This window comes from Mycobacterium sp. NGS50, from assembly GCF_059812545.1.
On the sequence record NZ_JCALCW010000028.1, the window covers coordinates 1 to 21407 of the forward strand.

A 21407-nucleotide genomic window follows, 5' to 3' on the forward strand; every position below is an offset into this window, starting at 1 on the left:
TCCCTGGTAACCGGGTCACACGGCCTATTTGCGTCTGCTCGGCGCCGCTAGTCGAGGCGTTCGCTGATCTGGGTCTCAGCGGCGCTGCTGCCCAGCGCAGCCACCCAGCCGGTGATCTGGCGGGCAACGTCCTGCTCAGTCAAGCCCACCTCGCCAAGCACTTCGTCGCGAGAGGCGTGGTCGTAGAACCGCTGCGGCACTCCGACATCGCGGCATGGGACATCGATCTCGTCGGCCCGCAACGCCGCCGATACCGCCGAGCCCACACCGCCGCTCACGCCGTTGTCCTCCACGGTGACAACGAGCTTGTGCGCGACTGCCAGCTCATGCACGGCGGCGGGCACCGGCAGCACCCAGCGCGGGTCGATCACCGTCACCCCGATGCCCTGGTTATGCAGACGCCCCGCCACCGCCAGGGCCATCGCCGCAAAGGGCCCGACCGCTACCAGCAGTACGTCATGACTCAGGCCGTCGGCGGGCGCCGCGAGCACGTCCACCCCACCGCGCCGCTCAACAGCGGGAATATCTTTTCCGACACTGCCTTTAGGGAACCGGATCGCGGTCGGGCCGTCGTTGACGTCGAGCGCCTCACCCAGCTCCTCATGCAGCCGTGCACCGTCGCGGGGAGCCGCCACCCGCATACCCGGGACGATGCCCAGCATCGACAGGTCCCACATGCCGTTGTGGCTGGCGCCGTCGTTGCCGGTGATCCCGGCCCGGTCCAGCACCAGGGTTACCGGCAGCCGGTGCAGGGCGACGTCCATCATCACCTGGTCGAAGGCGCGGTTGAGGAAGGTCGAGTAGATCGCCACCACCGGGTGCAGGCCGCCCATCGCCAGTCCGGCGGCCGACGTCAACGCGTGCTGTTCGGCGATGCCGACGTCGAACAGCCGGTCGCCGAAGTGCTGCCCGAACGGTGTCAGCCCGGTCGGGCCCGGCATCGCCGCGGTAATCGCCACCACGTCGCGGCGTTTGGTGCCGTATTCGATCAGCGCGTCGGAAAACGCCCCGGTCCAGCCCGGACCGGACACCGTGGTGGCCCGCCCGGTCACCGGGTCGATCGGTGCGGTGGAGTGCATCTGCTCGGCTTCGTCGTTCTCGGCCGGGCCATACCCCATCCCCTTGCGGGTGACGACGTGCACGATCACCGGACCGCCGAAGCCGCGGGCGTGGTGCAGCGCGGCCTCCACGGCATGTTCGTCGTGGCCGTCGACCGGGCCGACGTATTTCAGCCCGAGGTCGGTGAACATCAGCTGAGGGGACACCGCGTCCTTCACCCCGGCCTTAAGGCTGTGCACAGCGTGGTAGAGCAACTCTCCGAACACCGGGATGCCGCGGATCATCCGGCGGCTCTCGTCCAGGAAACGCTCGTAGCCGGGTGTCAGCCGCAATGCGGCCAGATGCTCGGCGAATCCGCCGATGGTCGGGGCGTAGCTGCGGCCGTTGTCGTTGACGACGATCACCACCGGCCGGTTGCCTGCGGCAATGTTGTTCAATGCCTCCCAGCACATGCCGCCGGTCAGCGCACCGTCACCGACGACCGCTACTACGTGCCGGTTGCGGTGCCCGGTCAGCTCGAAGGCCTTGGCCAGTCCGTCGGCGTACGACAGCGCCGCGCTGGCGTGGCTGGACTCCACCCAGTCGTGTTCACTCTCGGCGCGCGACGGGTAGCCCGACAGGCCGCCCTTCTTCCGCAGGCTGTCGAAGTCGGCACACCGGCCGGTCAACATCTTGTGCACGTAGGCCTGATGGCCGGTGTCGAAGATGATCGGATCGTGCGGCGAGTCGAACACCCGGTGCAGCGCCAGTGTCAGCTCGACCACACCAAGATTGGGACCCAGGTGCCCGCCGGTGGCGGCGACCTTGTGGATCAGGAACTGCCGAATCTCATACGCCAGATCGGTGAGCTGCGCCTGCGACAAGTGCTGCAGATCGGCAGGCCCGCGGATCTGTTCAAGCATTCGACCAGTCTACGCACGACGTATGGTCACACCATGCACGCCGACGAGATCGCCGAGGACTTCCCGGTGGTGAGTATCGACTCTGATGCGCTGGCCGCCGCCCGGCTGCTCGCCGAGCACCAGCTGCCCGGGATCGTGGTGACCGACAGCGCCGGCAAACCCTACGCGGTACTGCCGGCCTCCCAGGTGGTGCGGTTCATCGTGCCCGGCTACGTGATCGACGATCCGTCGCTGGCCGGTGTCCTCAACGAGTCGATGGCCGACCGGGCGGCCGATAAGCTACGCGGCAAAACGGTGCGCGACGTGCTGCCCGAACATCTGCACAATGTGCCGCCGGCCCAAGCCGACGACACCATCATCGAGGTCGCCGCCACCATGGCCCGGTTCCGCAGCCCGCTGCTGGCCGTGGTGAAAGACGGCGCTCTGCACGGGGTGATCACCGCGTCGCGGCTGCTGGCCGCGGCGGTGAAGCCGTAGCCGCGGCTGATAGCGTGACAACCGGTGTGCCGGGAAGCCGGGTCGGCGTGACATGTTCTATGACCAGGAGTATCCCGTGAGCACCCGCCGATGACCGTCCTTGCAATCGCGGCGTTCGTCGTGGCCTACGTCCTGATCGCCAGCGATCGGCTCAACAAGACGCTGGTGGCGCTGGCGGGTGCCGGAGTCGTCATCACCCTGCCCGTCATGCAGTCCGGCGACGTGTTCTACTCCCACGACACCGGCATCGACTGGGACGTCATCTTCCTGCTGCTGGGCATGATGGTCATCGTCGGTGTGTTGCGCCAGACCGGAGTTTTCGAATACATCGCGATCTGGGCCGCCAAACGCGCAGGCGGTTCGGCGCTGCGGATCATGATCCTGCTGGTCCTGGTGACCGCCGTCGCGTCCGCGCTGCTGGACAACGTCACCACCGTGCTGCTGGTGGCCCCGGTCACCCTGCTGGTCTGCGACCGTTTGGAGATCGCCCCGGCACCGTTGCTGATGGCAGAGGTCTTCGCGTCCAACATCGGCGGTGCCGCGACCCTGGTCGGCGACCCGCCCAACATGATCATCGCCAGCCGCTCCGGGTTGACCTTCAATGCCTTTCTGCTGCACATGACGCCGATCGTGCTGATCGTCATCGTGGTGTTCGTGGCCCTGCTGCCCCGACTGTTTCCCGGGTCGCTCACGGTGGACGCGGAACGAATCGCCGAGGTGATGTCGCTGCAGGAGCGCGAAGCCATCCGCGATCCGCGGCTGCTGATCAAATGCGGCGTGGTGCTGGCAGCCGTGTTCACGGCGTTCATCGCCCACGGACCGCTGCATCTCGAGCCATCCCTGACGGCGCTGCTGGGCGCCGGGGTGCTGGTGCTGATCTCCGGGCTGGACCGCTCCGATTACCTGGCCGGCGTCGAGTGGGAGACGTTGCTGTTCTTCGCCGGCTTGTTCGTGATGGTCGGCGCCCTGGTCAAGACCGGGGTGATCGGTGACCTGGCCCGGCTGGCGACCGGCGCCACCGGTGGCAACGCCCTGCTGACCACCATGCTCATCCTGGGGGTCTCCGCGCCGGTGTCGGGCATCATCGACAACATCCCCTACGTCGCCACCATGACGCCGATCGTCGGCGGCCTGGCGGCATCGCTGCCCGAGCACTCCGATCCGCTGTGGTGGGCGCTGGCTTTGGGCGCCGACTTTGGCGGCAACCTGACCGCGGTCGGCGCCAGCGCCAACGTCGTGATGCTCGGCATCGCGCGCCGCGCCGACAACCCCATCTCGTTTTGGGAATTCACCCGCAAGGGCGCGGTGGTGACGACCGTCTCGGTGGCATGCGCGGCGCTGTACCTGTGGTTGCGGTACTTCGTGCTGGGCTGACGCGGCCTCGCCGCCCGTCCGAAAATAAGTTAAGGTGTCTAACATGATGCGGCTTCGCACAACCCCTGTTCTGCGCGCCGGCGCTGTGCTGGCCGCCCTCGGCGCCGCCGCGGTGGCACTGCCCGGCCCCGCCTCGGCCGATTCGACCGACGACTACCCGATCCCGCGCCGGATGATCGCCACCACCTGCGACGCCGAGCAGATCATGGCCGCCACCCGCGACACCTCGCCGGTGTACTACGAGCGCTACATGATCGACTACAACAACCACTCGCCGGAGATCCAGCAGGCCACCCAGGACAAGATGCACTGGTTCTACTCGCTGTCCTCGGCTGACCGGCGGGCCTACTCCGAGGAGATGGCCACGCACTACCCGCCGGAACCGCTCACCACGCAGTGGCCCAACCACGCCAAGCTCTTCTTCAACAACAAGGGCGTGGTCGCCAAGTCGACGGAGAACTGCGCCGGCTACCCGCGTGGCGATATGTCGGTGTGGAACTGGTAGCTGCGCACCTGATGCGTTGATCCTGCGTCCACGGCGCAGTTCACCCGACTTTTTGCGCCATAGCCGCAAAATGAACGTCGGCTAGGTGTTCTTGGCGTGGAAGCGCCGGAACAGTGGCCACACCAGCGCCAGGTTGTACAGCACACCGCCGACCAGATACGGCCACCAGGTGCCGTGGGCGCTGGCCACCCAGAATGCCTTGGCGGCCCAGTAAGGCGGCAGCACCCCGAACGCCAGGCTCCACGTCGAGTCGATGAACCACGGCAAACACGGCAGCCCGGCGATGAGCATGCCGAGGCCGCGCAATGCCGCCAAACCCTGAATCTTGTTGTTGGCCATGGCCACAATCAGCAACAGCGTCACCACCGCCGACAGCCCGGCGAGCAGCCCGATCGGGATCAGCGACACCACCAGGCCCGGCCGCAGGATTCCGCTGAACGTCATGGTGGCGGTCACGTAGCTGGTCGTCACCACCATCACGGTGCCCGCCCGGTAGGCGAAGAACACCGACATCGGGACCGGGGTGACCCGCAGCGCGGCCAGCGTACCGGCGTCGACCTCGTCGAGCACCAGGAAGGCGGCCAGACCTCCGGCGATGATGATCGACGTCAGCAACAGGAACGCCGTCAGCACCAGCGGGTAATAGGGCACCAGGTCGAAGGCGTAGCGCTCGGCGAGCATGCTGGTGAACCGCGGCGTCAGCACCGCCACACCGGTGGTCCAGATGACCGGCGCGAACACGATCATCACCAGCAGCGGGTCCCGGTAGGTGCCGCGCACATCGTTGCGGCCGAACGCCGCCAGTGCGCGCGCGTGGGCGATCACGACGGCCTCTCGATGATGTAGCGGTCGAACAGTGCCCTGGCCGCCCAGCACAACCCGGCGATGCAGACCGTCGGGTAGATCAGCGCGTACCACGCCTGCCACGGCGCCAGGTCCACCTGATCGAACGCCGCCCCGAACAGCAGCAACGGGCCCTGGGTCGGGATCAGGTAGCAGAACGGAGTCGGCCATATCCCGGCGTAGTTCAGCATCGGCAGCGACATCACGGCCAGCGGCACCGTCGCCGCCAAGAACCAGTCGCTGATCGAGGCGAACGGCAGCGAGGTGGTGAATCCGACCAGCAGCATCACCAGCGTCGCCAGCAGCACCCCGGCCAGCAGCGGCACCGGGTGATAGCCGATGCCGCTGGTGATGCTGCTGCCGGCCACCACGAACGCGATGCACACTGAAACCCCCACCAGGAGAGTCAGTTTCGCGGCTAGATACTCGGCGAACCGCAGCGGTGTGGCGATGATGGCCGACAGCGTACGGTCCTGCTTTTCGAAGAACACCGTGCCCGCGATGAAGAAGAACCCGATGATCGCGGTGTCACCGAGCAGGACATACGGCTCGGCAACCGGGCGCAGGCGCACCGGCATCGGCAACAGCACCGCCAGCCAGATCAGCCCGGAGAACACCGCGGCATGCAGAAACTTCTGCCGCACCTGCAGCGTGAGCTCCAGGCGCAGCGCGCCGGCCAGCCGGGTCACGTCAGTCGCCGTCCGGTGACCTCGACGAAGACGTCGTCGAGGCTGGCTTCCCGGCTGTGGATGGTCTCCACGTGATGGTCACGCAGCAGGGTGTGAAACGCCGGGTCATCGGCGAGGGTTTCCATCGGGAACTCAGCGGTCGCCAAGCCGCCGGGGTCACCCCGATACGTCACCCGAACCAGCCGCTGGCTGCGGGCGATCTTCAGCTCGGCGGGCGTGTCCAACGCGACGATCGCCCCGTCGACGACGAACGCAACACGGTCACACAACTCCTCGGCGGTGCCCATGTCGTGGGTGGTGAGGAAAATGGTGCGGCCACGCGCCTTCAGCTGCAGCACCATGTCCTTGACCCTGCGGGCGTTGACGGGGTCCAACCCGGAGGTGGGTTCGTCAAGGAAGATCAACTCCGGATCGTGGATCAGTGCCCGGGCGAATGTCAGCCGCATCTGCATGCCCTTGGAGTAGTTGCCCACCCGCACGTCGGCGTGCTCGGCGAGACCGACGGCATCCAGCAGCACCATCGGATCGATGGTCGGACCGCGATACAGCGACGCGAAGAACCGCAGATTCTCGCGGCCGGTGAGTTTCAGGTAGTGGTTGGGCAGCTCGAAAGAGACCCCGATGCGCTGGTAGTAGTCCGACCCCCAGGCCAGCGGTTCCGCGCCCCAGACCTCAGCATGTCCGCCGTGACCGCGCAGCAAGCCGATGAGAAGCCGCTGGGTCGTCGATTTGCCGGCGCCGCTGGGTCCCAGAAACCCGAAGATCTCTCCGCGCCCGACCGAGAAGTCCATGCCGCGGATGGCAGGTCGGTCCGCGCTCGGATAGCGGTAGCTAAGCCCGCGGACCCGGATCACCTCGTCGCCGACGGGTGACGCTGCCGCCGCAGGCGTAATCTCACTCCGACTGATCACTCCGTCGACTATACTGAAGTTTCAGAAATTATTGAAGATAGGTTCTCCGTGGCACAGACCTCCGAGGTACACGACGTTGCCGAACAGCTCGCGCTGACCCTGACCGGTCTGGGCTTGCAACGGATGACCGCGCGGGTGCTGACCGCGCTGCTGTTCACCGAGCAGCCCACCATGACGATGGGCGAGCTGGCTGAGCGACTGCAGGCCAGTGCGGGAGCGATCTCCGGAGCGCTGAAGATGCTCACCGCGGTCGGGCTGGCCGAGCGCGTTGCCGTACCGGCCAGCCGGCGCGATCATTATCGGTTGCGCGACGATGCCTGGGCGGTGCTGTTCACCAGCCAAAACGTGACGATCGCAGCCATGCAGGACGCCGCCGCGACCGGTATCGCAGCCACCGGCACCGACAGCGCGGCCCACCACCGACTCACCCAGATGCGCGATTTCTACGCGTTTTTGCTCGCCGAGATCCCGGCCCTGCTGGAGCGCTGGCAGCAGCGCTCACCGGGTCAGTAGCGCCACACACTCCACGTGATGGGTGAGTGGGAACGCATCGAACGCCCGGATCTGCGCCACGGTGTAGCCGTGCCGTTGGTACAGACCGACGTCACGGGCGAACGACGCTGCCTCACAACCGATGTGCACCACCCGAGGTACCCCGGCGGCCGCCAGCAGGTCGATCACCTCACGCCCGGCCCCGGTGCGCGGCGGGTCCAGCACGGCGACATCGGCGGCACCGCGTTGTGCGGCCAACGCCCGGCGCACCGAGTCGGTCACCACCCGCACCTGCGGCAGGTCGGCGAGCGCGGCCCGCGCAGCCCCCGACGCCGCTCGTGAGGTGTCGACACTGAGCACCCGGCCCGACTCCCCCACCGCTTCGCCCAGCGCGGCGGCGAACACCCCGGCGCCGCCGTAGAGGTCCCACGCGGTGGTACCGGCGCCAGCCTGGGCCCAGTCCGCGACCAGGGCGCTGTACACGCCCGCGGCATCGCGGTGTGCCTGCCAAAACGCCGTCACCGGCAGCTGCCAGCTCCGCCCGCCTACCCGCTGCACGCCGTGGTAGTCCCCGGTCACCACCTCCGGACGGCGTCCCCGGCCGGTGCTGACCACGTGCCGCGTCCCGGTGTCGTCGACGATCACATGTAGCTGATCACCGGGTCGGCCGTCAGCCGGCAGGCCGTCCAGCATCCCGCCGGGCACCTGCCCGCAGCGCAGATCGGTGACCAGCTCGTCACTGTGGTAGCGGTGAAAACCGGCGCGCCCGTCGGCGCCGACGTCCAGCCGGACCCGGGTTCGCCACCCGGTGGGTTCCCCCAGCGACTCCGCCTCGCCCTGCCATTGATGTCCACCGAGCCGCGCCAGCTGACCGGCCACCACTTCGGCTTTCATCCCCCGCACCGCCGCCGGCTCGGCGAACGCCAGATCGCAGCACCCGGCGCCGTTCGCCCCGGCGATCGGGCACAGCGACGCCACCCGGTTCGGTGACGGTTCGAGCACCTCAATCGCCTCGCCATGCCAATACGCGTCGCGCTGCGCGGTGATGCGGACGCGGACCCGCTCGCCGGGCAACGCGTACCGCACGAAGACCACCCGCCCGTCGTGGCGGGCCACGCAACTTCCGCCGTTGGCCGGGGCACCGGCGGTCAGCGTCAGTTCCTCCGAAACGTCCGAGGTCACTGCGCCCCGTCCGTGAAACCTCGCCGCGTGTCGCCGGCGACCACATGCGGCTGCAGCGTTTTGCGACGTTCCGACGAATTGAGCTGCCAGGGAACCGAAGTCACCATCACACCCGGCATGAACAACAACCGGCCTTTGAGTCGGAGCGCGCTCTGGTTGTGCAGCACGTGTTCCCACCAGTGGCCGACCACGTACTCGGGGATGAACACCGTCACCACCGTGCGGGGCGACTCCTTACTGACCCGCTTGACGTAATCGAGCACCGGACGGGTGATCTCACGGTACGGAGAGGCGATGACCTTGAGTGGGACGCTGATATCGCTGTCCTGCCACTTGTGGACCAGCGCCCGGGTTTCCGCGTCATCAACACTGACGGTGACCGCCTCCAGCACATCGGGCCGGGTGGCGCGAGCATAGGCCAGCGCGCGCTGGGTCGGCAGATGCAGCTTGGAAACCAGGACCAGCGCGTGGTTTCGGCTGGGCAGTACCGTCTGGTCCTCGTTCTCGGCCTCCTGCTCAGCCAGTTCGCGATTCACCGCCTCATAGTGCCGGCGGATCATCTTCATCAACGCGAACAGGATCGACATCGCCACGATCGCGATCCACGCGCCGGCGGCGAATTTCGTGATCACCACCACGACCAGCACCGTCCCGGTCATGACGAACCCGAGGGTGTTGACCATCCGGGAGCGGATCATCGTGCGCCGCGCCGCGGCATCGGTTTCGCTGCGCAACAACCGGTTCCAGTGCCGGACCATGCCGATCTGGCTGAGTGTGAACGAAACGAATACCCCGACGATGTACAGCTGGATCAGCGCGGTCACCTCGGCGCCGAACGCCACGATGAAGGCGATCGCGACCGCCGCCAGGAACACGATGCCGTTGGAGAACGCCAGCCGGCCACCTCGGGTGTGCAGTTGGCGGGGCAGGTAGGAGTCCTGGGCCAGGATCGATCCCAGCACCGGGAATCCGTTGAACGCGGTGTTGGCCGCCAACGCCAGGATCAGCGCGGTGACACCGGCGATGATCCACAAGCCGAGCGGAAATCCGCGGAACACGGCTTCGGCCAGTTGCGCCAGGATCGTCTTCTGCTCATAGTCCGGCGGCGCACCGATCAGTTGCTCGGCCGGCCGGTTGGCGATCTTCACCCCGGTCTTCTGCGCCAGCATGATGATGCCCAGCAGCAGCGTCACCGCGATCCCGCCGAGCATCAGCAGCGTGGTGGCCGCGTTCTTCGACTTGGGTTTGCGGAACGCCGGCACCCCGTTGCTGATCGCCTCCACGCCGGTCAGCGCCGCACAGCCCGAGGAGAACGACCGCGCGACCAGGAACACCAACGCGAAACCGGCGATCTCGCCGTGCGCGGAATGGATCTTGAAGGAGGCCGACTCAGCCTGCAGCGGGTGGCCCAGCACATAGATCTGGAAGAGCCCCCAGCCCAGCATGATGTACATGCCGATCATGAACGCGTAGGTCGGGAAGGCGAATGCGGTTCCGGACTCCCGGATCCCACGCAGGTTCGCTGCCGCGATCAACACCACGGTGCCGACCGCGAACGCCACCTTGTGCTGGGCGATGTAGGGCACCGCCGAGCCGATATTGGCGATGCCCGACGAGATCGACACCGCCACGGTCAGCACATAGTCCACCATCAGCGCACTGGCGACGGTCAGGCCCGCGGTGCCGCCGAGGTTGGTGGTCACCACTTCGTAGTCGCCGCCGCCGGACGGATACGCGTGCACGTTCTGCCGGTAGCTGGCCACCACCGTGATCAACACCACAGCCACCGCCAGGCCCACCCACGGGGTCATCCGGTAGGCGGCGATGCCGGCCACCGAGAGCACCAGGAACACCTCTTCGGGGCCGTAGGCCACCGAGGACAGCGCGTCCGAGGCGAATACCGGCAGGGCGATGCGTTTGGGCAGCAGGGTGTGGCTCAGTCGGTCGCTGCGGAATGGCCTGCCAAGCAGCAGTCGGCGCGCGGCGGTCGAAAGTTTGGACACGAGAGCCAAGAGTAAGCCCACCGGGCGTTGGCGGTAGCGTTCACCGATACCGACGTGGCGTTCGAAGGCGTCCACCTAGTGTGAGCACGATCCAGCCGAAAGGATCTCCAGGTGCGGGTAGTAGTGATGGGGTGCGGTCGGGTGGGCGCTTCCCTGGCCGACGGCCTGTCGCGGATCGGCCACGAGGTCGCGATCATCGACCGAGACAGCACGGCGTTCAACCGGCTGGGCCCGGAGTTCAACGGCAGCCGGGTGCTGGGCATGGGATTCGACCGTGACGTGCTGCTGCGGGCCGGCATCGAGGACGCCGGGGCGTTCGCGGCGGTGTCCTCCGGTGACAACTCCAACATCATCTCGGCCAGGCTGGCCCGCGAAACGTTCGGGGTGGGCCGCGTGGTCGCCCGGATCTACGACGCCAAACGTGCCGCGGTCTATGAGCGGCTGGGGATCCCGACGGTGGCCACCGTGCCGTGGACCACCGACCGACTGCTCAACGCCCTGACGCGGGAGACCGAAACCACCAAATGGCGCGATCCCACCGGCACCGTCGCCGTCGTCGAGGTCATCCTGCATGAGGACTGGGTCGGGCAAAAGGTGACCGACCTCGAGGCGGCGACCGGCGCCCGGGTGGCGTTTCTGATCCGATTCGGCGCCGGAGTGCTGCCGGAGCCCAAGACCGTGCTGCAGGCCAGCGACCAGGTGTACGTCGCCGCGGTGGCCGGCCGGGCGGCCGAAGCGATCGCCATCGCCGCGCTGCCGCCCAGCGAGGATCTGGGCGCGTGACCGCCGGCCACGAAGAGACCGGCGCAGCCGGCGATAAGGAGCGGCGCGGATGAAGGTCGCTATCGCGGGGGCCGGCGCAGTCGGCCGATCCATCGCCCGGGAGCTGATCGAGAGCGGCCACCAGGTGAGCCTGATCGAACGCAACAGCGAGCACGTCGAGGTCGACGCCATCGCCGAGGCGCACTGGCATTTGGGTGACGCCTGCGAGCTGACCCTGCTGGAGTCGATGCACCTGGAAGACTTCGATGTGGTGATCGCCGCCACCGGCGACGACAAGGCCAACGTCGTGCTGTCCCTGCTGGCCAAGACCGAGTTCGCGGTGCCGCGGGTGGTGGCCCGGGTCAACGACCCCCGTAACGAATGGCTGTTCACCGAGTCCTGGGGGGTGGACGTCGCGGTGTCCACGCCGCGGATGCTGGCGTCGCTGGTGGAGGAGGCGGTCGCGGTCGGTGACCTGGTGCAGCTGATGGAGTTCCGCAAGGGTCAGGCGAACCTGCTGGAGCTCACGCTGCCCGACGACACACCGTGGGGCGGGAAACCTCTGCGCAAGCTACAGCTGCCGCGCGATGCCGCGCTGGTGACGATCCTGCGCGGGCAGCGGGTCATCGTGCCGCAGGCCGACGAACCGCTGGAGGGCGGCGACGAATTGTTGTTCGTGGCCGCCCCGGAGTCCGAAGCCGAGCTGCGCAATCTGCTGCTGCCGCCGCGCTGAGCACCGCGCTCGATCGCGTCGCGATTGCGACCAGCACGTCGGGATTGCCCCGACGCCTATGGGGTTGGGGTTACCGAAGCGCTGATGGCGCGTTTCGCGGCCCGGACCGCAAACCAGGTGACCACTGCGGCAATCCCGGTCAGCGGCCAGCCCATCGCGATGCGGGTCACCGCCAGCCAGCCGATGTGGCCGGTGTCATACAGACCGCGTTGCACCAGGAACCGGGAGACGAACACCAGCACCCAGGTCACGGTCGCCAGGTCGAAGGCGTAGACGGCGCGACGCACCGCCCGCCATCCCAGGTCGTGCCCACCCATCCAGCTCCACAGATACCCGACCACCGGACGGCGGATCAGCACCGAGACCAGGAACACCGCCGCCCACAGCAGCGAGGTCCAGATCCCGAGCAGGAAATACCCTTTGGACTGCCCCAGCAGGTAGGCGATCAGTGCGCAGAGGGCGACCCCGAAGAAGCCGGAAACGGCCGGCTGCACGGAATCCCGGCGAATCAACCGCCACAGCAGGATCAGCGCCGCCACACCCAGCGCCGACGCGATCGCGGGCAGTAACCCGTACACGCTGGACACCGGAACGAAGATCAGCACCGGCAACGAGGAGTACACCAGCCCGCTGAGGCCGCCCATTTGCGCCAGCAGGCGCTCGGAACCGGTGCGATCGTCGGTCTGCGCGACGCTCACTGCTGAAGTTCGTAGTGCGGGTTGTAGATCGCCTTGCCGCCGTTCTCCAGCTTGCCCAGCCGACCGTGCACCCGCAGGGTGCGCCCGGAGTCGATACCGGGTATGCGTCGCTGCCCCAGCCACACCAGGGTGACGGTGTCGGTGCCATCGAACAGCTCGGCGCGGACACTGCAGCCACACCCCTTGGCGTTGGCTTCCACACTGCGCAGCATCCCGACCATGGTGACCTCCTGGCCACGTTCACAGTCGATCGCGCGCTGCGCTCCGGTGTTGGCCGCTTCATCGGACAGCTGCTCAACGTCGCGTAGCTCTGGGTCCTCCGTCAACCGTCGCGTGAGCCGGCGCAGATAACCTTCGGCCGTAGCCATGGCCTCTCCTGATACTTCAGCTATTCCACCCAGGAAGGCCCTCGGCGGAAGCCACTACGTTGTGTGCCTACGCCACCGTAGACCTGTTGGTTCGCGAATGCCACGCGGCAGGCACGATCATGGGATGGTTGTCGATCTCCACGACGTCACCGCCGTCCTGCTGCCCGGCACCGGGTCCGACGACGACTACGTCTACCGGGCATTTTCCCAGCCGCTGCGTGCCGTCGGCGCCACTCTGGTGGCCCCGGCACCGCACCCAGAATGCTTGATCGACGGCTATCTGGCCGCCCTGGACGAGGCGGCCGGCGGCGGCCCGATCCTGGTCGGCGGGGTGTCGATCGGGGCCGCCGTCGCAGCTGCCTGGGCGCTGAACCACCCCGAGCGCACGGTGGCGGTGCTGGCCGCCCTGCCGGCCTGGACCGGCGCTCCGGACACCGCACCGGCCGCCCAGGCGGCCAGCTACACAGCTTCTGAGCTGCGTCGCGAGGGTTTGCAGGCCACCGTCGCCCAGATGCGGGCGTCGAGCCCGCCATGGCTGGCGGACGAACTCACCCGCTCGTGGACGGGTCAGTGGCCGCATCTGCCCGACGCCCTGGAAGCCGCCGCGCGCTACCGCTCGCCGCGGCGGTCTGAGCTGGAGCGGCTGCCCGTACCGCTGGGTGTGACCTCGGCCACCGACGACGCGATCCACCCGCTGACCGTCGGCGCCGAATGGGCGGCCGCCGCCCCGCGCGGGGCGCTGCGCACCGTGACGCTCGACGAGTTGGGCGCCGATCCGACGGTGCTGGGCACCGCCTGCCTGTCCGCGCTGCAGGACGCCATCCAGGGCGGCTGGCCGGCAGATCGCCGCTAGCCCCCGGTGGTGGTGCGCAGCTGCTGCATCGCCGAGCCCTGCGCGCTGCGCCGGGCCTCCGGCGCAGGCGTCTCCGGCGACGGCGGCTGCTCGCCCGACTGCTGGGCGACCGCCTGTCGCAGCTGCTCGGCCATCGCCTGGGGCAACTGAACCGGCAACGGGGTGCGCACCGGCATCGGGGTGTCACCGCGGCGCACCACCGTGTCCGCCAGCGCGGTACGCGCCTGGGCGGTCAACGCCTCCAGCGTCTCGTGCGGCCCGTTGACCACGCAACGAACCATCCAGCGATAGCCGTCCACGCCGATGAAACGTACCGCCCCGGTAGCGGTACCCAACACTTCCCGACCCCAGGGCCCATCGACGATGCTGACCTGCGCCTTGTCTTGGCGTAGCGACTCGGCAAGCTCGCCGGCCACCTCGCGCCACAGACCGGCCGACTTCGGAGCCGCGTACGCGGCGATCGTGAAGCGGCCGTTGGGGGTGACCACCCAGACCGCGCTGGGCACACCGGCGTTGGTGAGCTCGACCTGCACCTGACCGTCCGCGGGCAGCGGAATCAGCACCGAACCCAGGTCCAGGCGAGCCTCCTCGGCCGCCGCCGGGTCGTCGAAATCGTCGATGTCGAACGGACCGTCCGACTCCGAGTCGTCAAGCTCGTCGGACTCGTCGTCGAGCATGTCGACCTCGTCGGGGTCAGCGGCAGACTGCTGCGCAGCCCCGTTGTCGTCCGTCTCTTTACGCTTACCGAATGCCATGACCACACACCTCACAAACTCGCGTGTCCGCCGGAGGAACCGTGGCCGCCGTCGCCACGGGTTGTGTCAGCCAGCCCCGCCTCGTCGAATGACGTCACCTCCACCAACTGGGGCAACTCGACCCGCTGCACCAGCAGCTGAGCGATCCGGTCGCCGCGATGCACGACGATCGGCGTGCTCGGATCCAGATTGATCAGCGAAACCTTGATCTCTCCACGATAACCAGCATCGATGGTACCGGGGCTGTTGACGATCGAAAGGCCTACCCGCGCAGCCAAACCCGAACGGGGATGCACCAATCCCACCATTCCGTGCGGGATGGCCACCGCGATTCCGGTGGGTACCAGGGCCCGCTGACCGGGCAACAGTTCCACGTCTTGGCTGCTGTAGAGATCGACGCCGGCATCGCCGTCGTGGGCTCGGCACGGCAGCGGCAGATCGGGGTCAAGGCGAACCACCGCCAGACTGGTCGACACGAGGGCACAGACTACTCTGAGCCGCGTGTCGGGTTCACGCGTCACCGCGCAAAGCGTGAGATATCGCGAGCGGCTGTGGGTTCCGTGGTGGTGGTGGCCCCTCGGCTTCGTTCCCGCCGCGGTGCTGGCCTACGAAGTCAACCTGGGAGTGCGCAGCCTGCCCGACTGGCTGCCGTTCATTGTGCTGTTCGGGGTCGTGGTCGCCACACTGCTGTGGTTGGGGCGGGTCGAGGTCCGGGTGACCGACACCGGCGGTCAGGTCGAGCTGTGGGCCGGCCAGGCGCATCTCCCGGTGGGCGTCATCGCGCGTTCCGCGGAAGTGCCCCGCACGGCGAAATCTGCGGCGTTGGGGCGCCAGCTCGACCCGGCGGCCTATGTGGTGCACCGCGCCTGGGTCGGACCGATGGTCTTGCTCATTCTCGACGACCCCGAGGACCCGACGCCGTACTGGCTGGTGAGCTGCCGCGACCCGCGGCGGGTGCTGGCGGCGCTGTCGAGCTGAGCCGCCCTCAGGCCGCGCAGTCGGTGCAGATCATCACACCGTTTTTCTCGCTGGCGAGCCGGCTGCGGTGCTGCACCAGGAAGCAACATGAGCAGGTGAACTCGTCGGCCTGCTTCGGAACCACGCGTACGGACAGCTCTTCGCCGGACAGGTCGGCACCTGGCAGCTCGAAGGACTCGGCGGAATCGGATTCGTCGACGTCCACAACCGCAGACTGTGCTTCGTTCCGCCGCGCTTTGAGCTCCTCCAGCGAATCCTCGGAAACCTCGTCGGTTTCACTGCGCCGTGGAGCGTCGTAGTCGGTTGCCATCGGAACTCTTCCCCTCACTCCCCCGGTATCCCCGCAAGCACTGCTTTGTACCAGCGTCGAACGCTTCCGCCAAACAATTCGTGCCCAGATGAGTCCCAGTTCATGTGTGATTTACATCACATTACGGGATTGACCGTGGTGGACGGTCATTGTCGCCACGGTCCGAAGCACCTTGTGGCGACCCGCCGCGCCCGGCACCACCGCGCTTGCGATCGCCCACACCCAACGGTGGCGACCCGCCGCGCCCGGCACCACCGCGCTTGCGATCGCCCACACCCAACGGTGGCGACCCGCCGCGCCCGGCACCACCGCGCTTGCGATCGCCACTAGAGTGCGTTTGTGGTTTCACAGATCACCGAGGGCACCGCGTTCGACCGACACGGTCGGCCGTTTCGACGGCGCAACCCCCGGCCGGCCATCTATCTGCTGGTGGCGCTGGTGGTGGCAACGGGCGTGGCGTGGACGATCGCGCTGACCCGCCCGCCCGACGTCGCCGAGGCCGAGGCGTGCAACCCGCCGCCCGCACCGCCGGAGCCCGGCCAACCCGCGCTAGGCACCCCCGTGCCCCGCTCCGAGATGACCGATGTCGCGCCGGCTCTGCTGTCGGGCACCAAGGTCCGCGTGCTCAACGCCAGCGGCCGGGCCGGGCAGGCCGGCGAGGTCGCCGACACGATGCGTGATCTGGGGTTCGCCCAGCCCACCGCCGCCAACGACCCGCTCTACGCCAACGCCAAGCTGGACTGCCAAGGTCAGATCCGCTTCGGGCCGGCAGGCCAGGCCGGCGCCGCCGCGGTGTGGCTGGTCGCACCGTGCGCCGAGCTGTTCCGCGACAACCGCACCGACGATTCCGTCGACCTGTCGCTGGGCACCGACTTCACCGCGCTGGCCCACAGCGACGACATCAACGCGGTGCTGGCGGGTCTGCGCCCCGACGCCACCGAACCCGCCGACTCCGCGCTGCTCACCAAAATCCACTCGGCGATCTGCTGACGGCTCAACGCGCCAGCGGCTGCAACCCGCCGAAGCCTTCCAGCACGGCGAGGAATTCGTCGGCGATGCCGGGAGCGGCGGCGGCCACCACCGAACCGGCCGGTGAACCCGGTGGCGGCAGCCGCACCCATGCGCCCGCCTCGGCCGCGATCAGCGCGCCGGCGGCGCAGTCCCACACGTTGAGTCCGTGCTCGTAGTAGGCGTCCAGCCGGCCCGCGGCGACCATGCACAGGTCCAGCGCGGCCGAACCCATCCGGCGGACATCACGTACCACCGGAAGCATCCGGGCCAGCAACGTCGCCTGCGTTGCGCGTCGCTCCGCTGAATACCCGAATCCGGTGCCCAGCAACGCCATCGACAACTCCTGCACCGCCGTGCACCGCAACGCGCGGACGCCCTGCGCGTCGGTCACGTGCGCCCCGCCGCCGGCCGAGGCGGAGTACACCCGGTCGCCCGCGACGTCGGCGACCGCGCCGGCAACCGACACCCCGCCGATCTGGGCCGCCACCGACACCGCGTAGGCCGGGATGTCGTACACGAAGTTCACCGTGCCATCGATGGGGTCCAACACCCAGGTGACGGTGCCGTCAGGCACTCCCTCGGGCGCAGCACCACCCCCCTCCTCGCCCAGGATCGGATCCCCCGGCCGCAGCTCAGCGAGCCGGTCGCGCAGCAACCGCTCGGCGTCGGTGTCGACCACCGTGACCGGGTCGGTCGGAGTGCTCTTTGACCGCATCGCCTCAGCCGCAGGCCGGGGTTGGTCGAAGACCTCGCCGCGGCGGCGGCGCACGAACTGCGCAGCCTGCCCGGCCAGACTCTCGGCCACGAGACGAAGTTGTGCGGGCTGATCGAATGTCGACACACCCCTATCGCAGCACAATTGCCTCCGCTACCTCCGCTGCCTCGGCGGCGGAGCCCCCGTTAGGGTGTGGGCCAACACGTCAGCCTCCCCGAGGAGACCCCATGACCAGTCCCCAACGCCGCGGATTCGGCGTCGACGTCGGCGGTAGCGGGATCAAGGGCGGCATCGTCGACCTCGACACCGGGCAGCTGATCGGCGAACGGTTCAAGCTGCTCACCCCGCAACCCGCCACCCCGGCCTCGGTCGCCAAGACCGTCGCGGCGGTGGTCAACGAGTTCGGGTGGTCCGGCCCGCTGGGGGTGACCTATCCCGGCGTCGTCGTCGACGGCCTGGTGCGGACGGCGGCCAATGTCGACAAGTCCTGGATCGGTGTGAATGCGCGCGATGCGATCGGTGCCGCCCTGCCCGGCCATGACATCACCGTGCTCAACGACGCCGATGCGGCCGGCCTGGCCGAGGTGCGCTACGGGGCGGGGCGGGACAACAGCGGCGTGGTCGTGCTGTTGACGTTCGGCACAGGCATCGGCTCGGCGATTCTGCACAACGGGAAGCTGCTGCCCAACACCGAGTTCGGCCACATCGAGGTGGGCGGCCGGGAGGCTGAGCATCGGGCCGCCTCCTCGGTCAAGGACAAGCGCGACTGGAGCTACAAGCGTTGGGCGCGCGAGGTGACGAAAGTGCTGGTAGCCGTCGAAAACGCGATCTGCCCGGATCTGTTCATCGCCGGCGGCGGCATCAGCCGCAAAGCCGACAAATGGCTGCCGCTACTGGAGAACCGGACCCCGGTGGTGGCGGCGGTGTTGCAGAACACCGCCGGAATCGTCGGCGCGGCGCTGGCATCGACCACCGACGTCACCCGTTGATTTGTGCCCGCTCGGCGCGGTGCATGCAGACTTTGTCGTTACAATGGTCGACGGCGGCCGCCTAGCCGATAGCCGCGGTACATCACCGCCGACATTCGACATATCCGACACGTTCGGTGGCGCATGCCCAGAGACATTGAAACGACCGTCTGACCGAAGGGGTGTACGTGGCCGCGACCAAGGCAAGCCCGGCAACCGACGAGCCGGTAAAGCGCGCCGCCGCGGCGGCCCCTCGCAAGGCTGCCGCCAAAACGCCAGCCAAGGCTCCCGCCAAGCGCGCCGCGGCCAAGGCCGCCGACGGCTCGGCCCCGGCCAAGAAGGCCACCAAGACCACCGCGCGGGCCACCAAGGCGACCGCCGCCAAGGATGCTCCGGCCAAAGCCGGCAAGACCAAAGCGGCGACCGCGCGGGCGAAAGACGCCGTCGACGGGGACAACCTTGACGCCGACGCCGTCGTCGACGACGAGCTCGACGCCGAGCCCGGTGACGACGACATCGACGTAGACGCCGACCTCGATCTCGAGGACCTAGAAGACGACGCCGCCGACGAAGCTGACGACGACGCTGACGAGGCCGAGGGGGACGGCGAGGGCGCCGAGGCCGCCGAGAGCGCCGGCAAGGCCGGTGGCGACGCCGGCGCCGCCAAGGCCGGCACCGACGAAGAAGAAGACGAGATCCCCGAACCGTCCGAAAAGGACAAGGCATCCGGCGATTTCGTATGGGACGAGGAAGAGTCCGAAGCACTGCGGCAGGCCCGCAAGGACGCCGAACTCACCGCTTCCGCGGATTCGGTGCGCGCCTACCTCAAGCAGATCGGCAAGGTTGCGCTGCTCAACGCCGAGGAAGAAGTCGAGCTGGCCAAGCGGATCGAAGCGGGCCTGTACGCCACCCAGAAGATGTCCGAGCACGCCGAGAAGGGCGAGAAGCTGGCCGTGGCGTACCGCCGCGACATGGCGTGGATCTGCCGGGACGGCGATCGCGCCAAGAACCATCTGCTGGAGGCGAACCTGCGTCTGGTGGTGTCGCTGGCCAAGCGCTACACCGGGCGCGGCATGGCATTCCTGGACCTGATCCAGGAGGGCAACCTGGGCCTGATCCGGGCCGTGGAGAAGTTCGACTACACCAAGGGCTACAAGTTCTCCACCTACGCGACCTGGTGGATCCGCCAGGCCATCACCCGCGCCATGGCCGACCAGGCCCGCACCATCCGTATCCCGGTGCACATGGTCGAGGTGATCAACAAGCTGGGCCGCATCCAGCGCGAGCTGCTGCAGGATCTGGGCCGCGAGCCCACTCCCGAAGAGCTGGCCAAGGAGATGGACATCACCCCGGAGAAGGTGCTGGAGATCCAGCAGTATGCGCGGGAGCCCATCTCACTGGACCAGACGATCGGTGACGAGGGCGATTCCCAGCTCGGCGACTTCATCGAAGACTCCGAAGCTGTAGTAGCGGTGGACGCCGTCTCGTTCACCTTGCTGCAGGATCAGCTGCAGTCGGTGCTGGAGACACTGTCCGAGCGGGAAGCCGGCGTGGTGCGGCTACGGTTCGGGCTCACCGACGGCCAGCCCCGCACCCTCGACGAAATCGGCCAGGTGTACGGCGTGACCCGCGAACGCATCCGCCAGATCGAGTCCAAGACGATGTCCAAGCTGCGCCACCCGAGCCGCTCGCAGGTGCTGCGGGACTACCTGGACTAGCGACGTAACACCGTGCCTAAAGCACCACCGTCGGCGCTGCTGAGTGCCCTCAACGCGTTTCGTGGCGGGCTGCAGCGTCTGCACCAGGCCACCGCCCCCGCCGCCGTCGCGGTCATGGAACTGGGATTCGGCGGGTGGCTGACCCAGGCGCTGTATGCCGCGGTGCGGCTGGGCATCGTCGATGCGCTCAAATCCGGCCCGCTGAGCGCCGAGGACGTCGCCGCGCGGGTCGGCGCCGACCCGGGCGCCACCTACCGGTTGATGCGCGCATTGGCCAGTCAGTCGGTGTTCAAACTGCGCCGCGACGGCCGCTTCGCGCTGACCCGCACCGGACGGGCCCTGGTCTCCGACGAGGCGGCCAGTGTGGCTCCGATGATCGCGTTCATCGGCCACCCGGCACACCGCGAGCATTGGTCCCACCTCGAGCACTCGGTGCGCACCGGTGAGACGGCGGTCGCCAAGTTGCGCGGAATGCCGTTCTTCGAATACGCGGACACCGACCCCGAACTCGCCGAAGTCTTCAACGACGCCATGACCGGCGCCTCCACCCTGGCCATCGAAAGCGCCGTTCCCACATATGATTTCAGCGCCAGCAAGGTGATCGTGGATGTCGGCGGCGGACACGGCGCACTGCTGGCCGCGGTGTTGCGGCAGGCTCCGGACGCACGCGGCGTGCTGTTCGATTTGCCGCCGGTGGTGGCCGGCGCCGACGCCACCCTGGCGGCCGCCGGAGTGACGTCGCGCTGCGACACCCAGGGCGGCTCCTTCTTTGATTCGGTCCCCTCCGGCGGAGACACCTACCTGCTCAAGACCGTCATCCACGACTGGGACGACGATCGATCGCTGGCGATTCTGCGCAATGTCCGCAACGCGATCGCCCCGGACGGCAGGCTGCTGCTGTTTGAAATGGTGCTGCCCGAAGGCGCACCCGCTCATTTGGGGCTGCTGCTGGACCTGGAGATGCTGGTGGCGGCCGGCGGCCGGGAGCGGACCCAGCGTGAGTACGGCGAGCTGCTGGCGCAGGCGGGATTCCGGCTGCAACGGGTGATGCCCACGACGAGTCCGTTGGCGATTATCGAGGCTTGGCCCGTCTGAGGCCCG

The 21407-nt window shown here is 68.1% G+C and carries 24 protein-coding genes; 12 read left to right on the forward strand and 12 right to left on the reverse strand.

Annotated features, from left to right (window positions below; genetic code table 11):
• Positions 1-47: 47 nt before the first annotated feature.
• Positions 48-1961, reverse strand: a complete 1914-nt coding sequence (dxs, locus tag AC5Y36_RS18495) for a 1-deoxy-D-xylulose-5-phosphate synthase (RefSeq protein ID WP_500042397.1) — start codon at positions 1959-1961, stop codon at positions 48-50.
• Between the two features lie 33 nt (positions 1962-1994).
• Here dxs and AC5Y36_RS18500 point away from each other — a divergent pair, with 33 nt between their 5' ends.
• The 3 genes from AC5Y36_RS18500 (at position 1995) to AC5Y36_RS18510 (ending at position 4317) form a co-directional block, all read left to right on the forward strand.
• The gene (locus tag AC5Y36_RS18500) at positions 1995-2438 is read left to right on the forward strand and encodes a CBS domain-containing protein (RefSeq protein WP_500042398.1); all 444 of its coding nucleotides are present in this window, start codon (positions 1995-1997) and stop codon (positions 2436-2438) included.
• Between the two features lie 90 nt (positions 2439-2528).
• Positions 2529-3812 carry an ArsB/NhaD family transporter gene (locus AC5Y36_RS18505; protein ID WP_500042399.1) on the forward strand — a complete coding sequence of 428 codons (1284 nt, stop codon included), beginning with the start codon at positions 2529-2531 and terminating at the stop codon, positions 3810-3812.
• Between the two features lie 46 nt (positions 3813-3858).
• Positions 3859-4317, forward strand: coding sequence for a DUF5078 domain-containing protein (locus AC5Y36_RS18510; protein ID WP_500042462.1), 459 nt, complete (start codon positions 3859-3861; stop codon positions 4315-4317).
• A gap of 81 nt (positions 4318-4398) precedes the next feature.
• On the opposite strand, the gene AC5Y36_RS18515 is transcribed toward AC5Y36_RS18510, so the two are convergent.
• Genes AC5Y36_RS18515 through AC5Y36_RS18525 form a run of 3 tightly spaced genes read right to left on the reverse strand, consistent with a single transcriptional unit; the run spans position 4399 to position 6742 of the window.
• The gene (locus tag AC5Y36_RS18515; RefSeq protein ID WP_500042400.1) at positions 4399-5142 is read right to left on the reverse strand and encodes an Rv2686c family ABC transporter permease subunit; all 744 of its coding nucleotides are present in this window, start codon (positions 5140-5142) and stop codon (positions 4399-4401) included.
• Positions 5139-5849 carry a fluoroquinolone export ABC transporter permease subunit gene (locus AC5Y36_RS18520; RefSeq protein ID WP_500042401.1) on the reverse strand — a complete coding sequence of 237 codons (711 nt, stop codon included), beginning with the start codon at positions 5847-5849 and terminating at the stop codon, positions 5139-5141. The genes AC5Y36_RS18515 and AC5Y36_RS18520 overlap by 4 nt, the downstream gene beginning before the upstream one ends.
• Positions 5846-6742, reverse strand: a complete 897-nt coding sequence (locus AC5Y36_RS18525) for an ABC transporter ATP-binding protein (RefSeq protein ID WP_500042463.1) — start codon at positions 6740-6742, stop codon at positions 5846-5848. The genes AC5Y36_RS18520 and AC5Y36_RS18525 overlap by 4 nt, the downstream gene beginning before the upstream one ends.
• A gap of 66 nt (positions 6743-6808) precedes the next feature.
• Between AC5Y36_RS18525 and AC5Y36_RS18530 the strand changes: the two genes are divergently transcribed.
• A complete protein-coding gene (locus AC5Y36_RS18530) occupies positions 6809-7273 on the forward strand; it encodes a GbsR/MarR family transcriptional regulator (protein ID WP_500042402.1) in 465 nt (154 codons plus the stop codon).
• On the opposite strand, the gene AC5Y36_RS18535 is transcribed toward AC5Y36_RS18530, so the two are convergent.
• A complete protein-coding gene (locus tag AC5Y36_RS18535; protein WP_500042403.1) occupies positions 7259-8434 on the reverse strand; it encodes a class I SAM-dependent RNA methyltransferase in 1176 nt (391 codons plus the stop codon). The two genes, AC5Y36_RS18530 and AC5Y36_RS18535, sit on opposite strands and share 15 nt — an antisense overlap.
• Positions 8431-10437 (reverse strand): APC family permease, encoded by a 2007-nt coding sequence (locus tag AC5Y36_RS18540; RefSeq protein WP_500042404.1) that lies wholly within the window; start codon positions 10435-10437, stop codon positions 8431-8433. Before AC5Y36_RS18540 ends, AC5Y36_RS18535 begins: the two co-directional genes overlap by 4 nt.
• 111 nt (positions 10438-10548) lie before the next feature.
• On the opposite strand from AC5Y36_RS18540, the gene AC5Y36_RS18545 reads away from it, so the two are divergent.
• Together AC5Y36_RS18545 and AC5Y36_RS18550 are read left to right on the forward strand one after the other, a co-directional pair.
• A complete protein-coding gene (locus tag AC5Y36_RS18545) occupies positions 10549-11220 on the forward strand; it encodes a potassium channel family protein (RefSeq protein ID WP_500042405.1) in 672 nt (223 codons plus the stop codon).
• A 49-nt stretch (positions 11221-11269) separates the two neighbouring features.
• Complete coding sequence (locus tag AC5Y36_RS18550; protein ID WP_500042406.1) at positions 11270-11932, forward strand: potassium channel family protein; 663 nt, start codon at positions 11270-11272, stop codon at positions 11930-11932.
• A gap of 56 nt (positions 11933-11988) precedes the next feature.
• On the opposite strand, the gene AC5Y36_RS18555 is transcribed toward AC5Y36_RS18550, so the two are convergent.
• Both AC5Y36_RS18555 and AC5Y36_RS18560 read right to left on the reverse strand, forming a co-directional pair.
• Positions 11989-12576, reverse strand: a complete 588-nt coding sequence (locus AC5Y36_RS18555) for a DUF3159 domain-containing protein (protein WP_500042464.1) — start codon at positions 12574-12576, stop codon at positions 11989-11991.
• A 50-nt stretch (positions 12577-12626) separates the two neighbouring features.
• Entirely contained in the window at positions 12627-12998 is a 372-nt protein-coding gene (locus AC5Y36_RS18560) for an OB-fold nucleic acid binding domain-containing protein (RefSeq protein ID WP_500042407.1), read from the reverse strand.
• Between the two features lie 124 nt (positions 12999-13122).
• On the opposite strand from AC5Y36_RS18560, the gene AC5Y36_RS18565 reads away from it, so the two are divergent.
• The gene (locus AC5Y36_RS18565; RefSeq protein ID WP_500042408.1) at positions 13123-13851 is read left to right on the forward strand and encodes an alpha/beta hydrolase; all 729 of its coding nucleotides are present in this window, start codon (positions 13123-13125) and stop codon (positions 13849-13851) included.
• Here AC5Y36_RS18565 and AC5Y36_RS18570 read toward each other — a convergent pair.
• Positions 13848-14528 (reverse strand): DUF3710 domain-containing protein, encoded by a 681-nt coding sequence (locus AC5Y36_RS18570; protein ID WP_500042465.1) that lies wholly within the window; start codon positions 14526-14528, stop codon positions 13848-13850. The genes AC5Y36_RS18565 and AC5Y36_RS18570 overlap by 4 nt on opposite strands.
• 89 nt (positions 14529-14617) lie before the next feature.
• A complete protein-coding gene (gene dut, locus AC5Y36_RS18575; RefSeq protein ID WP_500042409.1) occupies positions 14618-15082 on the reverse strand; it encodes a dUTP diphosphatase in 465 nt (154 codons plus the stop codon).
• A 25-nt stretch (positions 15083-15107) separates the two neighbouring features.
• Here dut and AC5Y36_RS18580 point away from each other — a divergent pair, with 25 nt between their 5' ends.
• On the forward strand, positions 15108-15584 hold the full coding sequence (locus AC5Y36_RS18580) for a DUF3093 domain-containing protein (RefSeq protein WP_500042410.1): 477 nt from the start codon (positions 15108-15110) through the stop codon (positions 15582-15584).
• 7 nt (positions 15585-15591) lie between these two features.
• Here the strand turns inward: AC5Y36_RS18580 and AC5Y36_RS18585 are convergent, their stop codons facing one another.
• Positions 15592-15894, reverse strand: a complete 303-nt coding sequence (locus AC5Y36_RS18585; RefSeq protein WP_500042411.1) for a DUF4193 domain-containing protein — start codon at positions 15892-15894, stop codon at positions 15592-15594.
• A 339-nt stretch (positions 15895-16233) separates the two neighbouring features.
• On the opposite strand from AC5Y36_RS18585, the gene cei reads away from it, so the two are divergent.
• Positions 16234-16884 carry an envelope integrity protein Cei gene (gene cei / locus AC5Y36_RS18590; RefSeq protein ID WP_500042412.1) on the forward strand — a complete coding sequence of 217 codons (651 nt, stop codon included), beginning with the start codon at positions 16234-16236 and terminating at the stop codon, positions 16882-16884.
• Between the two features lie 4 nt (positions 16885-16888).
• Here the strand turns inward: cei and AC5Y36_RS18595 are convergent, their stop codons facing one another.
• Positions 16889-17746, reverse strand: a complete 858-nt coding sequence (locus AC5Y36_RS18595; RefSeq protein ID WP_500042413.1) for an inositol monophosphatase family protein — start codon at positions 17744-17746, stop codon at positions 16889-16891.
• Between the two features lie 101 nt (positions 17747-17847).
• Between AC5Y36_RS18595 and ppgK the strand changes: the two genes are divergently transcribed.
• From ppgK to AC5Y36_RS18610, 3 genes are all read left to right on the forward strand, one after another.
• Entirely contained in the window at positions 17848-18609 is a 762-nt protein-coding gene (gene ppgK / locus AC5Y36_RS18600; RefSeq protein WP_500042414.1) for a polyphosphate--glucose phosphotransferase, read from the forward strand.
• A gap of 167 nt (positions 18610-18776) precedes the next feature.
• Positions 18777-20306: an RNA polymerase sigma factor gene (locus AC5Y36_RS18605; RefSeq protein ID WP_500042415.1), complete on the forward strand. Its 1530-nt coding sequence runs from the start codon at positions 18777-18779 to the stop codon at positions 20304-20306.
• Positions 20307-20318: 12 nt separating this feature from the next.
• Positions 20319-21401, forward strand: a complete 1083-nt coding sequence (locus AC5Y36_RS18610; RefSeq protein ID WP_500042416.1) for a methyltransferase — start codon at positions 20319-20321, stop codon at positions 21399-21401.
• Positions 21402-21407 lie beyond the last annotated feature (6 nt).